15 protein-coding genes and 1 pseudogene are annotated in these 13,573 nt (G+C 70.7%); 4 read left to right on the top strand and 12 right to left on the bottom strand.

Features of this window, described 5'->3' with window-relative positions:
* Window positions 1-42 precede the first annotated feature (42 nt).
* Together QC385_RS00005 and QC385_RS00010 are read right to left on the bottom strand one after the other, a co-directional pair.
* Window positions 43-390 (bottom strand): SH3 domain-containing protein, encoded by a 348-nt coding sequence (locus QC385_RS00005; protein WP_279539133.1) that lies wholly within the window; start codon window positions 388-390, stop codon window positions 43-45.
* Between the two features lie 87 nt (window positions 391-477).
* The gene (locus QC385_RS00010; RefSeq protein WP_279539134.1) at window positions 478-927 is read right to left on the bottom strand and encodes a hypothetical protein; all 450 of its coding nucleotides are present in this window, start codon (window positions 925-927) and stop codon (window positions 478-480) included.
* Between the two features lie 238 nt (window positions 928-1,165).
* Between QC385_RS00010 and QC385_RS00015 the strand changes: the two genes are divergently transcribed.
* The gene (locus QC385_RS00015) at window positions 1,166-2,344 is read left to right on the top strand and encodes a hypothetical protein (protein ID WP_279539135.1); all 1,179 of its coding nucleotides are present in this window, start codon (window positions 1,166-1,168) and stop codon (window positions 2,342-2,344) included.
* Between the two features lie 69 nt (window positions 2,345-2,413).
* On the opposite strand, the gene QC385_RS00020 is transcribed toward QC385_RS00015, so the two are convergent.
* The 4 genes from QC385_RS00020 to QC385_RS00035 form a co-directional block, all read right to left on the bottom strand.
* The gene (locus QC385_RS00020) at window positions 2,414-3,967 is read right to left on the bottom strand and encodes a serine/threonine-protein kinase (RefSeq protein WP_279539136.1); all 1,554 of its coding nucleotides are present in this window, start codon (window positions 3,965-3,967) and stop codon (window positions 2,414-2,416) included.
* On the bottom strand, window positions 3,964-4,767 hold the full coding sequence (locus QC385_RS00025) for a serine/threonine protein kinase (RefSeq protein ID WP_150478966.1): 804 nt from the start codon (window positions 4,765-4,767) through the stop codon (window positions 3,964-3,966). The genes QC385_RS00020 and QC385_RS00025 overlap by 4 nt, the downstream gene beginning before the upstream one ends.
* Before the next feature lie 86 nt (window positions 4,768-4,853).
* Window positions 4,854-5,591, bottom strand: coding sequence for a class I SAM-dependent methyltransferase (locus tag QC385_RS00030; RefSeq protein WP_279539137.1), 738 nt, complete (start codon window positions 5,589-5,591; stop codon window positions 4,854-4,856).
* Between the two features lie 79 nt (window positions 5,592-5,670).
* Window positions 5,671-6,684, bottom strand: a complete 1,014-nt coding sequence (locus QC385_RS00035) for an SCO2400 family protein (protein ID WP_279539138.1) — start codon at window positions 6,682-6,684, stop codon at window positions 5,671-5,673.
* Window positions 6,685-7,072: 388 nt separating this feature from the next.
* On the opposite strand from QC385_RS00035, the gene QC385_RS00040 reads away from it, so the two are divergent.
* Complete coding sequence (locus tag QC385_RS00040; protein WP_279539139.1) at window positions 7,073-7,522, top strand: spore-associated protein; 450 nt, start codon at window positions 7,073-7,075, stop codon at window positions 7,520-7,522.
* Window positions 7,523-7,649: 127 nt separating this feature from the next.
* Here QC385_RS00040 and QC385_RS00045 read toward each other — a convergent pair whose 3' ends face one another.
* Window positions 7,650-9,017 (bottom strand): APC family permease, encoded by a 1,368-nt coding sequence (locus QC385_RS00045; RefSeq protein ID WP_279539140.1) that lies wholly within the window; start codon window positions 9,015-9,017, stop codon window positions 7,650-7,652.
* 265 nt (window positions 9,018-9,282) lie between these two features.
* Here QC385_RS00045 and QC385_RS00050 point away from each other — a divergent pair, with 265 nt between their 5' ends.
* Window positions 9,283-10,395, top strand: coding sequence for a terpene synthase family protein (locus tag QC385_RS00050; RefSeq protein ID WP_279539141.1), 1,113 nt, complete (start codon window positions 9,283-9,285; stop codon window positions 10,393-10,395).
* Between the two features lie 78 nt (window positions 10,396-10,473).
* Here the strand turns inward: QC385_RS00050 and QC385_RS44150 are convergent, their stop codons facing one another.
* From QC385_RS44150 to QC385_RS00060, 3 genes and pseudogenes are all read right to left on the bottom strand, one after another.
* On the bottom strand, window positions 10,474-10,689 hold the full coding sequence (locus QC385_RS44150) for a hypothetical protein (RefSeq protein ID WP_443032816.1): 216 nt from the start codon (window positions 10,687-10,689) through the stop codon (window positions 10,474-10,476).
* Window positions 10,690-10,722: 33 nt separating this feature from the next.
* A pseudogene (locus tag QC385_RS44155) lies at window positions 10,723-10,977 on the bottom strand (hypothetical protein); the annotation flags it as partial.
* Complete coding sequence (locus tag QC385_RS00060; protein WP_443032829.1) at window positions 10,974-11,216, bottom strand: DUF5132 domain-containing protein; 243 nt, start codon at window positions 11,214-11,216, stop codon at window positions 10,974-10,976. The pseudogene QC385_RS44155 and the gene QC385_RS00060, both read right to left, overlap by 4 nt.
* A 253-nt stretch (window positions 11,217-11,469) precedes the next feature.
* On the opposite strand from QC385_RS00060, the gene QC385_RS00065 reads away from it, so the two are divergent.
* The gene (locus tag QC385_RS00065) at window positions 11,470-11,682 is read left to right on the top strand and encodes a hypothetical protein (protein ID WP_279539143.1); all 213 of its coding nucleotides are present in this window, start codon (window positions 11,470-11,472) and stop codon (window positions 11,680-11,682) included.
* Window positions 11,683-11,697: 15 nt separating this feature from the next.
* Here the strand turns inward: QC385_RS00065 and QC385_RS00070 are convergent, their stop codons facing one another.
* Both QC385_RS00070 and QC385_RS00075 read right to left on the bottom strand, forming a co-directional pair.
* A complete protein-coding gene (locus QC385_RS00070) occupies window positions 11,698-12,984 on the bottom strand; it encodes an acyl-CoA dehydrogenase family protein (RefSeq protein WP_279539144.1) in 1,287 nt (428 codons plus the stop codon).
* Window positions 12,985-13,121: 137 nt separating this feature from the next.
* Entirely contained in the window at window positions 13,122-13,346 is a 225-nt protein-coding gene (locus QC385_RS00075; RefSeq protein ID WP_279539145.1) for an MbtH family protein, read from the bottom strand.
* Window positions 13,347-13,573: the final 227 nt, after the last annotated feature.

Below are 13,573 nucleotides of genomic sequence, written 5' to 3' on the forward strand. Positions count from 1 at the left end.
CCACCGGAGAGATCCGGTGGCCCGCCGCGGGCTCGTTGCGGGTCAGCAGTGGCCCATCGGGCCCATGTCCGTGTAGTAGACGTAGGTGACGCTGACCCACCCGGTGACGTTGCCCCGGTGGGCCGTCAGGTAGATCCAGTGGCCGTCGGCGTTCCAGCAGTGCGCGGTGAAGGTCTCGCGGAAGTAGCCCTGCCCGTGGATCGTGCCGTCCACCGGCCGGCTGCGGATGTTGACGCCGTCACCCAGGAAGTACCCGCCCCGGGACTGTACTTGCCGCGTGTCCGCCGCGGAAGCCGGCGCCTGCTCCTGAGCGTGGGCGGTGACGGGTGACAGGGCCAGGGCCGCGCCCGCCAGGGCGAGACACGCGGCGCGCCGGATGTGTGTGCGCATGGCTGACTCCTTCTTGTCGTCCTGCGTGGGGTGGTGCGCGAGGGGGCGGACCGGAACCCCGGCCGCCCCCTGTGGCGTGTGTGCGGCTCAGTACCAGCCGGTCTGGGTCAGGTCGTGGCCGTCGCACGAGAGCACGGCGCGCGAGACGCGGCCGTTGAGGTTGTTGCCCATCTGCGTGTAGGCGTAGGTGATGCCCGGGTCGACGCTTTCGGAGACCCAGCCGTCGACACGTCCCACGCCGTTGTTGGATCGGTGGAGTACGGCGACGCAGCCGGGCCGGGAGTTCTCGATCCGCGCGAAGGAGCCGCACTTGTCGGAGTAGAAGTACTTCAGGGCCATGCCTTCGGCGTACTTGGTGGGCCCGACCTGCCGGAACGTGCCCGAGCAGAAGGAGGTCGTGGGGTACTGCCCCTCGTTCCCGTAGGCCCCGTAGTTGCCGCCCGAGTGCGGCGCGGCCTGGGCGGAGGTGGGGAGAAGCGCCATCACCGCGGCGGCGCCCCCGGCGGCCAGCAGTGTCCTGAGCGATCGGCGGCTCATGAGCCCTCTTTCGTGTGTCGGCGGATGTTCCGGTCGTGACCGTACGGGCGTCACCACGCCTGCGACACCTGACACTTATCAGGGTCGAAAACCCCAGGTCGTCGCGTTTCGGGGGAGCCCTGACATTCGTCAGGACCGGCGGCACCGCGCGGGCTCCTAGAGTGTCGGCGCGGGACCAAGGCTTCGCCGGACACCCGTGCGACCGGGCACCGGGCACCGGCTACCAGGAAGGGCAACCATGCGCATTCTCCTGCGCGGCACCGCGGCGCTCGCGACCGTCGTCACGGTCGCTGCGCTGCCGGGCGGTGCGGGGGCACTCCCCCGGCCGGGGACGACCACTCAGGCCGCTCCGGCCGCTCAAAGCGCTCAGATCCCGGACGGCGTCACCGCCGGCGTCGCGGTCTTCGACCGCCGCACCGGCACGTTCACCGAACAGGTCGACGAGAGCGCCCGGTTCCGCTCCGCCTCGGTCGTCAAACTGCTGCTGACCCTGGACTTCCTGTGGAACCGCGGGCCCGGCTACACGATCCCCGAGGCCGACCGGGCGCGGCTGGAGCCGATGCTGCGCGGCAGCGACGACAAGGCCGCGAACCACTACTGGTCGGAGTACGGCGGCCCGGCGATCGTCGACCGGATGAGCACCCGGCTCGGTCTGCGCGACACCGCGCCGCCGCCCGCCGGATACGAGGGCTACTGGGGCTACACCGCCCTCTCGGCCCGGGACACCGTGGCGATCTACCGCTACATCCTGGACAAGGCGCCCGCCCCCGTCCGCGACTTCGTCATGGACAACCTGCGCCGCTCCACGCGCTGCGCCTCGGACCGTTTCGACCAGCACTTCGGCATCGCGGGCTCGTTCGACCGCCCCTGGGCGGTGAAGCAGGGCTGGTCCGGGGAGTACGCGAAGGGGACGTGCGGCGCCTCGGGGGCCGCGGCGGAGGCGGAACCGGCCGCCGCTCCCGCCGCCCGGGCAGCCGCCGGCGTGGACCTCACCCGTCCCGCACTGCACACCACCGGCACGGTCGGCGCGGACGACCGCACGATCGTGGCCGTACTGACGCTGCATCCGGTCGGCACGTCGTACGGGAAGGCGTACACCGACCTCGGCCGACTGACCCGCTCGCTGAACGTGCCGGGCGGGGTGCGGCCGGCGGGGACCTGGTTCGGCACCTGGGGCGAGTTCGTGAACGTACGGAAGGGCCCGGCCACGGGCGACGCCCGGGTCACTCAACTCCCTGCCGGTGTCGAGGTGCTGGTGGGGTGCCAGACCCGGGGCCAGGTGGTCAGCGTGCCGCCCTACACCAACGAGTGGTGGGCCTATCTGCCCCAGTACGGGGGCTGCATCTCCAACATCTACATCAGCTCGCCGGACAACCGGCTGCCGAACGTCCCGGAGTGCGGCTCGCCGCGGCCGTGACGGGAACGGGGGACGAGCGGTGGGCGGGGCCCTGACGGGTCCGGCCCACCGCTCGCGTACATCCGGAGGTCAGCGCTCGTACTCGGCGAGATAGCCCAGCACCTTGTCCACGTGCGGACGTACCCGTGCGGGGACGCCGCCCTCCTCGATGACCGTGCGGTCGCTCGTGCGGTAGCCGGCCGCGACCAGCGCGGGCAGGTCCTTCTTCGGCAGTCCCTCCTGTTTGAAGCGCTGGTCGAGCCAGCACACGTACAGACTCATGGTGGCGATCGCGTCCGGCGGTGACATGTGGTCCTTGTCGCCGTCGCCGTCCCCGTCCACCGCCCAGGCCCGGAACACCGACGGCGTCCACATGGCGATGCCGTACTCCTCGCTCTCCGGGCGGGCGGCCTCGGTGTCGAAGCCGCTCTCGGCCTTGAGCAGTGCGGCGAGCAGGGCCGGGGTGATCTCCTCGTCGGTGCAGCGGTGGGCGGCGCGGGCGATGACGGGGCGCAGCGCCTCGGGTACGTCGGAGTCCTCCGGGATCTCACCGGGCACCGGTCTCTGCGCGCCGGTGACGGCGGCGGAGGCGCCGCGGTCACGGTCGTCGTCCCGGGTGTCGCCGCCTCCGCCGAGGAGTGCCGCCCCGGCGAGTGCGGCGGCGGTCAGGACGACCAGCCCGCCCGCCACGGCCGGCACCAGGCGTCGCCGACGGCGGCGCGGACCGCCGGTGAGGTCCTCGACCCGGGCGGCGATGTCACGGGCCGTGTGCGGGAGCCGGGTGGTGTGGTCCGGCGCAAGGCAGTCGGCGATCAGCCGGCGCATGTCGTCGCCGAGGCCGCCGTCGAGCCGCAGCGGTGCGGTGCCGCGTGCGTAGGCCTGGGCGGCGAGGGAGCGGGCCCGGGCCGTGGCGCCCGGGAACGGGTGGAGTCCGCCGGTGAGCACCTGGTGGGCGAGGACGCCGAAGGCCCAGATGTCGGCGGTGGGCCGGACCACGGCGCCCTGGGTGCCGGTGCGCTGGGACCACCACTCGGGCGGCAGGTGGTCGAGGGTGCCGAGCGGCGGCAGATGGGCGTGCGTGCCGTCGAGTTCGGCGGCCAGCCCGAAGTCCGCCAGCCACACCTGCCCGCCCGGGCCCAGCAGGACGTTGGCGGGTTTGAGGTCGCCGTGCACCCAGCCGGCGTCGTGCATGTGGGCGAGCCCGGCGGCGACTCCGCGCAGGACGCGGTCGGCGCCGTCGATGGGCCCGCCGGTGGCAGCGGTGTCCAGGACGTCCTTCAGGCTGGCCTCGGCACGGTCCATGACCAGTGCGAACGCGCCGTCCAGGGTGGGCAGTTCCGGTGCCTCGACGGTGCACACGGCGTGGGTCCGCACGAGGTGGGGGTGATCGGCCTCGGCGCTGAACCGGACCTCACGCTCGACGAGTTCACCGAGCGCGGCGCGCTGCCCGGGCCCCAGCGCACCGGTCGGGAGCACCTTCACCGCCACGGGCGTGCCGTCGGCGACGGTATGGGCCTCGTAGACGGTCCCCCAGCCGCCGGAGCCGACGACCGCGCCCACCTCCCAGCCCTCGATCCGGAAACCCTCCGGGAGGCGGGGCGGCCCGGGTACCTCCAGGTCGTCCGGGACGTCGGCTCCCGTCATGCGTCCGCCTCCTGCGGCGTGAGGCGGCCGGCGCCACGGGACGGCAGCAGGCCGAGGTGTTCTTCGCGCACCAGGCCGAAGCGCAGGGCGACGGAGGCGAGCCGGGAGCGCTTGGCTCCGGTGCGGCCGCCGTCGGCTCCGGTCGCGGTCTCCTCGCCGAGGTCCAGGCGCAGTTTGGCGAAGGCCAGGTAGTCGATGTGGTAGTTGACGGCGGAGCGGGTCAGGTCCCGGCAGGACTCCAGGGGCCGCAGCCGCTCCACGATCTGCCCGACCCCGGGCAGCGCCGTGTCGGAGGGGTCGCGCAGCCGGGGTTCGCACAGGGCCACCAGCACGAGGAAGTACTTCGACGTCGGGTCCAGGGCGAAGGGGTGGACGGTCTGTTCACCGCCGCCCGGCGCGGACTGCTCCCCGAGGTAGGCGTGCTGGGGCGCGAACACCTTGAAGGTGGCGGTGCCGGACAGGGCCGGGAGCACCACGCGCGAGAACTCGAACGGCACGGGCGCGCCGAGCCGCCCCGGGGCGACGGTCAGGTACTCGCCGGCTCCCTCCAGGTTCTCCACGACGTACGACACGCTGCGGCTGAAGTTGGACAGCCGCCAGTAGTCCCCGGCCGCCTCCAGTTGCCCGGCCCGGCGCGAGATCCCGGGGTCGGTCAGCACGATGCGCACCCCCGCGCCGCCGGGCGTGCCGCGGCCGAAGTCGGCGATGTCCCCGGGCCCCAGATGGATCAGGTCGGGCCTGCCCGTCTCGTCCGCACCCCACTGTGTGGGCCCGGGCAACTGCACGATGATGGTTTCCACGCGGACTCCCCCGCTGATGACGCCCCCGATTTGGTCGCGAGGATTGTACGGGCGGATTCCGCTTGCGCGGAGGCGGCAGGGCCCGCTCAGCCGGCTGTTCTCGGGCACCGTGCGACGAACACGAACTCCCGGCCGGGCCGGTCGGGCGCGTCGCGCACGTCCTCCACCACATAGCCCTGCGCGACGAGTTCCGCCTCGACCTCGTCCCGCTCGCGGAAGCGCAGCGTCGACTCCGACGTCAGCACCTGCCCGTCCGAAGCGAAGACGTAGGTCCACCGGAACGTCACCAGCGGCCCGCTCACGTCGAGCAGATCGGCCCAGGACTCGACGGCGCCGGCACCGGGGACGTCCGTCACGGTGTGCGTGGCCTCGCGGTTCCACTCCTCCCAGGCGCGGCGGGCGGGAATCCGGGTCTCGAACACGAGACGGCCGCCGGGCCGCAGCGCCGCACGGACCCCTCGCAGGGTCCTCCGCCAGTCCTCGGGATCGACGACCGCCTGAGCTGCGTTGCCGGTCATCGTCGCGAGGTCGGCGGTCAGGGGCGGCAGGGCCGCCGCATCGCCGTGGATCCACCGCACTCGCTCGCCGCCCGGCTTGCCTCGCGCCACCTCCAGAGATGCCCCTGCGGGGTCGACGCCGACGACGTCGACGCCGCGTTCCGCCAGCATCAGCGCGAACACGCCCGTGCCGCAGCCGATGTCGAGCACCCGGCATGCCCCGAACTCCTCCGCCATGCGCAGATACGGTTCGAGATCGGCGCGGTCGGGGTCGAGCGGGTCGTACACCGCGGCGAGCCGGGGATGCCGGAAGCACTCGTCTGCCATGTGCCCGAAGGTACGAGGGCGGCCGCGGTGCGGCCACGGGTTTTCGGCCTCCGGTTCTCGGCCGCCGCCCGTGCGCGTCTCAGCCCAGGCAGACGACGAGCAGGCAGAGCTCCTTGGAGTCGGAGCCGGATCCGGAGTCCGAGGGAGGCGGAGGGGTGCTCGCCTCGGACGGGGGTGTCTCGGGGGACGCGGGCTGCGTGTCCGAGCCGGTGTCGGCGGCGGGCGGGTTCGTCTGCTCGGTCTCCGTGGATGTGGACTTGCCGGAGTTGCCGGTGACCGTGCCGACGGTGTTCGGGACGGTGGTCCTCGGCTGCGTCGTCTTCGGCAGCTCGCGGGGCTCGGCGGCCGCGTCCGTACGGGGGTCCGCCGGGGTGCTGCGGGGAGCGGTGGTCCGGGGCTGCTGCTCACGCTGCGAGGTGCGGTCGGTGCGCGAGGGAGCGGTGGGCTTGGGCGAGGACTGCGGAGTGTCGCGCCGGGGCGACGTCGGTCCGGTGTACGTCGGCGCCTGTCCCTCGGTGCCGCCCATGGTCGTGTCCTCGGGCGCCGTGGCCGACTGGACGCCGGGCGTCGAGTCGCCCTTCATGGCGGCGACGGTGAAACCGCCTCCGACGAGCGCGACGGCGGTCGCCACCACGGCCCGGCGCTGGCTCTTCTTCCAGCGGGCCATCTGACGACGCCGCGCCGCTCGCCCCTGCTGCGGTGCCTGGTAGCCGTCGGACGCGGTGGCACCGGCGGCCTCGTGTCCGTCGGACGGGTCCGTGTCCGGGCTCTCGTGACCGCCGGACGGTTCGGTTGCCGGGCCCAGGCTCTCGTGACCGCCGGACGGTTCGGTGCCCAGGGACTCGTGGCCGCCGGACGGGTCGGTGTACGCGAGGGGGAGCTCACGCGTGCCGGATCGGGTGGTGTCCCACACACTCCCGTCGTCCCACACGTTCCCGTCGCGCCATGCGCCGGAGGCGGCCCGGTGCTCCCATGCGGCCGGGCCGGTACGGCCGTCGGCGGCGGAGGGGTCGATGTCCGGGGCGTAGGCGCCGCACCCCGGGCAGACCAAGGCGCCGTTGAGGTGCCTACGGCACGAGGAGCAGTAGTCCATGTAGCCTTCCCGATCTTGCTGTGCCGACGGCTTGCCGGCCGCGGCCTGGTCACGTTCGCACGTGGGATCGAGCCGTAACGCTAACGAGACTTTGGAAGGGGGATGTGCAGCATGTGTGACACCCCTGAGCAGATCCTCTGCATCTCACGTGTGCCATGAGCGCCCCGTGAGTAAAGGTGACGGGGCGTGGGCATCCTGGGGCCCTTGCCGAGGCGGGGCCAGGAGCCCGGCCCTGGTTTCCGCCGCAGACGGCCGTCACGAACGGGAATCTCACGCGTTCGCTTCCCAACTCCCCGAATTTTCCTGCGAACTGACGCACAACCCTTTGAATGCCCAACGGGTCACATCATGCAGGAGCAACCACCTCGAAGAGTTGCAAGGGGGAAATATGAGATTCACCCGTTCCGTCCTGGCCGCGTCGGCCTTGGCGGCGCTGACGGTGGGGACCACGACCGCCCTGGCGTCACCCGCCTCCGCCGCGCCCAACACCACACCGCAGAAGGTCTGCGGCAGCGCCTACAAGACGGTGAACTCGGCGGCCGTCGGTTCGCTGGGCACCGTCTACCTGACGTACAACGCCGCCAACGGGCAGAACTGCGTCACGACCATCCGCAACAACCCCGGTACCGCCGTGGACATGGGCGCGTGGATCTACGTCCCCGACACCGAGGAAAGCCACGAGGACGTCGGGCGCTTCTCGTCCTTCGCCGGACCGACGTACGTCTACGGCAAGGGCCACTGCGTCGACTGGGGCGGCAGCATCAAGAACGTGTACGTGCAGGTGTTCGGCTCCAACTGCGGCGCCCTGAAGGAACACCGGGTCACGTTCACCCGCTGACCGGCCGCTTCCTCTGAACCACCGCGAAACACCCCCCTGCCGGGCCATCACGATCCCGCCGCCGTCGCGCGGGAGCCGTGGTGGCCCGGTGCCCGTTCTCGGGCGCACCGCCTGGCAGTCGTCCTGCTCACTCCTCGCCGCGTACTTTCAGCACCACCTTGTTGAGCACCCACAGCCCGATGCCGATGGCCACCAGCACGCCCGCCCGGATGTAGACCTCCGCGGGCCGGTCGGACAACGGACTGGCCAGGATCAGGGCGGTGATCGCACCGAGCACCGGCAGGGCGGTCGGTGTACGGAAGTGCTGGTGGTCGACACGGTCGCGGCGCAGGACGAGGACGGCGACGTTGACGACGGCGAAGACGCACAGCAGGAGGAAGGCCGTGGTGTCGCCGAGGCCCTCGATCTCCCCGGTGGAGACCAGGCCGATGGCGAGAAGCGAGACGAAGACGATGCCGACGACCGGGGTGCGGCGCCGGGGCAGTACGCGGCCCAGGGCTCGCGGCAGGATGCGCTCGTTGGCCATGCCGTAGCACAGGCGGGACGCCATCATGATGTTGATCAGTGCCGAGTTGGTGACCGCGAAGAGCGCGATCAGGGCGAAGAGCTTGGGCGGGAAGTCGATCCCGCCGGCCTTGACGACCTCCAGCAGCGGGCCGCTGGAGCCCTCCAGCACGCGGTAGTCGACGAGCAGCGAGGAGACCAGGGCGACCAGGACGTAGATGGTGCCGGTGACGGCGACGCCGATGAAGATGGCGCGCGGGAACGTCCGCACCGGATCCTTGGTCTCCTCGGCCATGTTGACGGAGTCCTCGAAGCCGACGAAGGCGAAGAAGCCGAGGGCCGTCGCCCCCAGCACGCTGGTGAACAGCGCGTAACCGCTGCCGTCCGCCTGGAACTCACCGAGCCGGGAGGGTTCGCCGTCACCGCTCAGGACGGCCCAGGCGCCGATCGTGAGGATGACGACCAGGCCGGTCAGTTCGACCACGGTGAGGACCACGTTGGTCTTCACGGACTCCGACACGCCTCGCAGGTTCAGGGCCGCCAGGGCGAGGATGAACAGGATCGCGACCAGGGTGGGCGGGAAGAAGTCCGTGAACTCGGACAGGTAGTCGCCGCTGAAGGCGCGGGCCGCCGCGCTCGCCGAGGAAAGACCCGAGCACATGACCATGAAGGCGACGATGAAGGTCAGGAACGGGACCTGGAACGCCTTCTGGGTGTAGAGCGCGGCTCCGGCCGCCTTCGGGTACTTGCCGACGAGCTCGACGTACGAGGCGGCGGTCAGGATCGCCACGACGAACCCGATGACGAACGGCAGCCACAGCGCCCCGCCGACCTTGCCGGCGACCTGACCGGTGGTGGCGTAGATGCCGGTGCCGAGGATGTCACCGATCACGAACAGAATCAGCAGTTTGGGGCCTATCGCACGCCGCAGCGGGGTCTCGTCGTCCCCTCTGTCCGATGCGGCGGCTGCATCCCTGTCGGTTGCGGACACGAAAGCTCCCTGAGGTGTTCGAGACGGACCGGAACAACGTCTCCCCTGCCCGGCAGACCAGTTGGTGATGCCTTGCCGCGCCAGTGCGCAAAAACGTTACGGGACAGGCGCGTTGAACACCGAGGTGGCGCGGGTGCCGACGGCAGCGGCAGGAGTGCTCCATGTGGTCCGGTCGCGCCCCTGCTCATGGCTTGTGGCCGGGTGAGCCGGACGTGTCGGATTCGGCTGGTGGGACCACTCTCGCCGACCGCACGGAGAGGCACGCATGGCACAGGCACAGCACCTCACCCTCGCGCAGACGTTGGAAAGCCTCGCCGTGAAGGAGGTGGAACTGTTCTGCCCCATCGCCCAGGCACCGCCGAGGACGGACGGAAAGGAGCTGGATCGTCATGCCGCCGGGTGGGCGGTCCGGCAAGGTCTGTGTGCCCCGGACGCACTACTCACCCGGGCGGGCCTCGGTGAACTCATCTCGGCCGGCATGCCGTTCTTCAGCCGCGAGGCGGCCGTCGCCCTGACGTGTTACACCTACTGGGCGTTCCTGTGGGACGACCACCTCGACGGTCTCGTCCATGCCCCGGACGCGGCCGTCGCGCTGACCGGGGAGGCGAACCGGGTGATGACCGAACCGGAAGCCGCCCCGCTGATCGACGACCCGTTCGTGAGGAGTCTGCGCGACATCCGCCGCACGATGGAGGAGTGCCTCGGCCCGGACGGGGTGCACGCGATGCGCGCCGAGCACACGCAGTGGCTGGGCGGACAGCTGTGGAAGCTCGCCCTGCACCGCAGGCCGGCGCCGCCGACGGTGGGAGAGTGGCTGCGGATGCGCTGGCAGAAGGCCGGCACCGGCGTCCTGGCCGCGCTGGTCCCGCCGGGCAGCGGCTACGCGCTGTCTCCGGCCGATCAGTACGACCCGCTGGTGCGCGCCTTCACCCAGGCCGTCTTCTATCCCTGCACCATCATCAACGAGCTGGGCAGCCTGCTGAAGGAGCAAGCGAGCGGCCAGGGGCACGTCAACCTGGTCGCCGCGGTGGCGGCCGAGCACGGCATCGGTCTCGCCGACGCGTTGCTGAGGGTGTGGGAGCTGTACGAAAGGTTCGTCGGGCTCATGTCGCGTATGCAGGAGCGGCTTCTGCACGACAACCGCCCCTCGGTCGCACGCTACGCCGCGGAGTTGCCGCAGTGGCTGCCCGCCACTGTCAACTGGATGTCCCGCAGCGTCCGTTACCTCACGCTCCTCGATCAGAAGAACAGCCCCGGCGGACCACCGCTGGTTCCCCCGTTGCTGTCCATGACCCGCGGCCCCCGGCTGTGGGACCCCGCCGACCTCACCCCGCCGCCGTATCCGGACATCGCCTGGTTGTGGACCCGACTGGACTGACGAGGCGGCAGCTCCCCGTGAGGCGTGAAGACCCGAGGGAGGATGGCGGCGGGAATCCCCTCGCCATCCTCCCTCGCCTCAGTCCAGGTTCTTCTCCAGCACCTTCAGGTAGCTGTCGATGAAGTGGTCCCGCACTCCGTCGCTCGCCGGGGCGAGGACATCCGCGGTCAGCCCGCTCACTCGGTCGGCCGGCCCGCCGATCAGGGGCATGGACTCGCGGATCCTGCCGTGGGAGTCGATGTACCGCAGGGCGTTCACATGCGTGTAGAAGGGCTCCGGCGGGAGCTGCGGCACGATGTCGTTGTTGTTGACGAAGCGGTAGGTCCGGTTCTTGTAGCCCTTGTTGTACGCGGCGGCCAGCGTCGGGGCGCGCGTCCGGGGCTGGCCTCCAGCGTGGCCAGGACGTCCGGGTAGATCGAGTCCAGGGCCTCGGCGAAGCCGTGGTGGACGTGCCCCTTCCTGTCCGGGCCGCGCCTCGGCGGTGCCGTGCCGTCGGTCAGCCAGTCCTTGATCTGGGTCGGTTCCGTGCCGCGGAACGCGGTGATGATCATGTGGTCGCTGTCGTTCGCCCGTTTCTCTCAGGCGTTCGCGGCGCTGCTCGGGCGGGCCCTTTTCGTGGTCTGGCGCGGCACGTCCGACCCGTCCTGAAGATCGGCGGCGAACGCCTCGGCCGTCGCCTCCGCGGCAATGTCACTCAGGTCTTCGTTGATCTCGTGGGCGACTCGCTTGGCGTCCATCGCCAGCTTTACGGAGGACTTCACAGTTCCTCGGACGACCGGCCTGATCAGCTTCTTCAGGAGGGGCGCCGACGCTACCCCCACCAAGAATACGGGAATCACAGGAAGCATTGTCAGTACAGCCCTTCTCGCAGCTTTCCGGAATTATCGGACAGTGTTCTGGAAATCCGAGCTTAGCTCCCAGGAAACTCTCTCACCAGGGCATCTCATGACGTTCACCCGTTCGTGTGCACACTGCCCGGCGTTGATCTTTTCCGTCTCCCCGTGACCTACCGTGCGAGACAGGCACGCTGTAAATTGTCCGCCTCCGCGTGAGAAAACTGAGCCGGGAGTGAATGTGGAAAAGGCAGCAACTGACGAGGCCGTTGCTGAGGCTGAGCCCACATCGGAAGAAGTGCTGTATTCCGCTGAAGTGCGCCATGCGAACGGGAAATGCATTCTCACCATCAGCGATCACCTGCACGGCGATGTGGAAGTTTACGTAGTGCCAAAAGCGGCCGTGAGGAAACTCCCCTTCTATCTCGCGATGCTCAGGAGCAAGCTTTCCTGAAAGGCACGAAAGGCGTCATGCCTGCCGCTGGGCCACCAGGGGCATGGCCGGTCGGGAGTCGGTGAGCAGGGAGTGGGCCAGGACCCCGTAGAGAGTGTCGTTGGGGCCGTCGGCGATACGGAGGCCACGAATGTCACGCAGGCGCTTCTCCATGGGGGTGCGGCGGGTGTATCCCTCGCTGCCGTGCAGTTGGAGGCCGATGTCGACGGCTCGGTAGGACACGTCCGTGGCGAGGGCCTTGGCGGCGGAGCAGGCCGCCACGTCGACATCCTCTCCGTCCCGCTCGATCCGCTCCAGCAGGGAGAAGCACCAGGCCGTGGCCGCCTGGACCTCGGCCGCGGCCGTGCCGAGCCGGGACACGACGGACGGGACGTTCGCCAGGGAGGTGCGGCCTACGCTGCGGCGGCGGGCCCGGGCCATCGTCTCCTCGATCGCCGCGGTCGCCGCACCCAGGCAGACCATCGCCATCATCAGGCGCCAGCCGGAGAAGTGGCTGTCGAAGATGCGGCGGCCGTCGCCGGGCCTGCCGAGCAGCAGTTCCTTGCCGACGCGCACGTTGTCGAAGTGCAGATGGCCCAGGCTCCAGCCGCGTAGCCCGAGGGGCACGGTGGTCTCCGTGAGCACGCCGGCGGTCGCGGTCGGCAACCACACCGCTGACAGCGGGACTTCGCGCAGCCACGCCCCGTCGGCGTCCTGCCCGGCGGCCTGTTCGGGTCCGACCACCTTGCAGAAGACGACGAACCCGGTGGCCTCCTCCACGCGACTCACCAGACCCTTCGTGCCGGAGAGCAGCAGATGGTCGCCCTGATCGACCGCTACGGTGCGCAAGCCGCGCAGATCGGAACCGGAGTGCGGTTCGCTCGACGCCACGCCCGCCAGCTCTCCGCAGCCCACGATCCTGTCATGGACCGTGCGGGCGACGAGGGGCCTGCCGTACCGCACGGCCATGGCACCGTGTCCCGAGCTGAAGATCTCCCGCGCGTCACAGTCACGGCGCCCGGCGAGAAACATGGCCAGCCCCTGGGCCACTCGTTCGAGGTGCGGGGGGACGGTCCGGGTCGCGTCCTCCCGGTCTCCCGCGACCCCGCACGCGTGCGCCGGCCCGGTCTCGGCGCGCGGTAGGTCGAACCCCGTCAGTCCGGCCTGGGCGGCGCGCTTGCGCAGATCGAGCCACGGCGGCCGGGCCGCCTCCTCCGTGACCGGCTCGGGCAGGTGCATGTCGAGGAAGTCGGTGACGGAGGAGGCGAAGTCCTTCAGGGCGGGATGGCGGGCGAGAACGGCGCAGGATTCCGAGAGAAACACGTGCGGTGTCCTAACGGCTCGTGGGATGAGGTGGGTTCGCCGGGCGGAGTCCGGGGATGGGCTCCCGGGTCGTGCGCGGTGGGGACGCGGACGCGACACCCGTCCGCGGGGAACGGACGGGTGTCGCCCGGTGGGTCTCACGCTCCGCCGTCCGTCGCTTCGGCGAGGCTGCGCGGCCGCATGTCGGTCCACACCCGGTCGACGTGGTCGAGGCACGCCCGACGTGTGTCCTCCGGGTGCGCGACGGTCCATCCTTCGGGTACGTCGGCGAAGGTTGGCCAAAGCGAGTGCTGGCCCTCGTCGTTGACGAGCACCAGGAAACGGGCGTCGTCGTCCTCGAACGGGTTGGTCGCATGCGTCATGTCGGTTCTCCTGGTTCTCGTGGCCGGGTCCGCGTGAGCGAGGCGTCGGCGGGTCGAGTGGGGAGGAACGGGCGGGCGGTCATGAGCGCGCCCGCGCGGTACAGGGCTCGGACGTGCCCGCCCCTCGATCGGGGCGGGCGCGGTGAGGGCCTCGGGTCAGGTCACCCGCACATCAGCGATGTCGAGTGACCGGTTGGCGCCGATCAGCGGACAGGCGGGGAATCAGA

The sequence above is a fragment of the Streptomyces sp. DH10 genome, assembly GCF_029813805.1.
Classification (GTDB): Bacteria; Actinomycetota; Actinomycetes; order Streptomycetales; family Streptomycetaceae; genus Streptomyces; species Streptomyces coeruleofuscus.

Coding starts and splice junctions, on each gene's coding strand:
- QC385_RS00050 (WP_279539141.1), top strand. CDS start 9,283: ATGGCACAGGCACAGCACCTCACCCTCGCGCAGACGTTGGAAAGCCTC.
- QC385_RS00010 (WP_279539134.1), bottom strand. CDS start 927: ATGAGCCGCCGATCGCTCAGGACACTGCTGGCCGCCGGGGGCGCCGCC.
- QC385_RS00015 (WP_279539135.1), top strand. CDS start 1,166: ATGCGCATTCTCCTGCGCGGCACCGCGGCGCTCGCGACCGTCGTCACG.
- QC385_RS00075 (WP_279539145.1), bottom strand. CDS start 13,346: ATGACGCATGCGACCAACCCGTTCGAGGACGACGACGCCCGTTTCCTG.
- QC385_RS00030 (WP_279539137.1), bottom strand. CDS start 5,591: ATGGCAGACGAGTGCTTCCGGCATCCCCGGCTCGCCGCGGTGTACGAC.
- QC385_RS00040 (WP_279539139.1), top strand. CDS start 7,073: ATGAGATTCACCCGTTCCGTCCTGGCCGCGTCGGCCTTGGCGGCGCTG.
- QC385_RS00005 (WP_279539133.1), bottom strand. CDS start 390: ATGCGCACACACATCCGGCGCGCCGCGTGTCTCGCCCTGGCGGGCGCG.
- QC385_RS00035 (WP_279539138.1), bottom strand. CDS start 6,684: ATGGACTACTGCTCCTCGTGCCGTAGGCACCTCAACGGCGCCTTGGTC.
- QC385_RS00020 (WP_279539136.1), bottom strand. CDS start 3,967: ATGACGGGAGCCGACGTCCCGGACGACCTGGAGGTACCCGGGCCGCCC.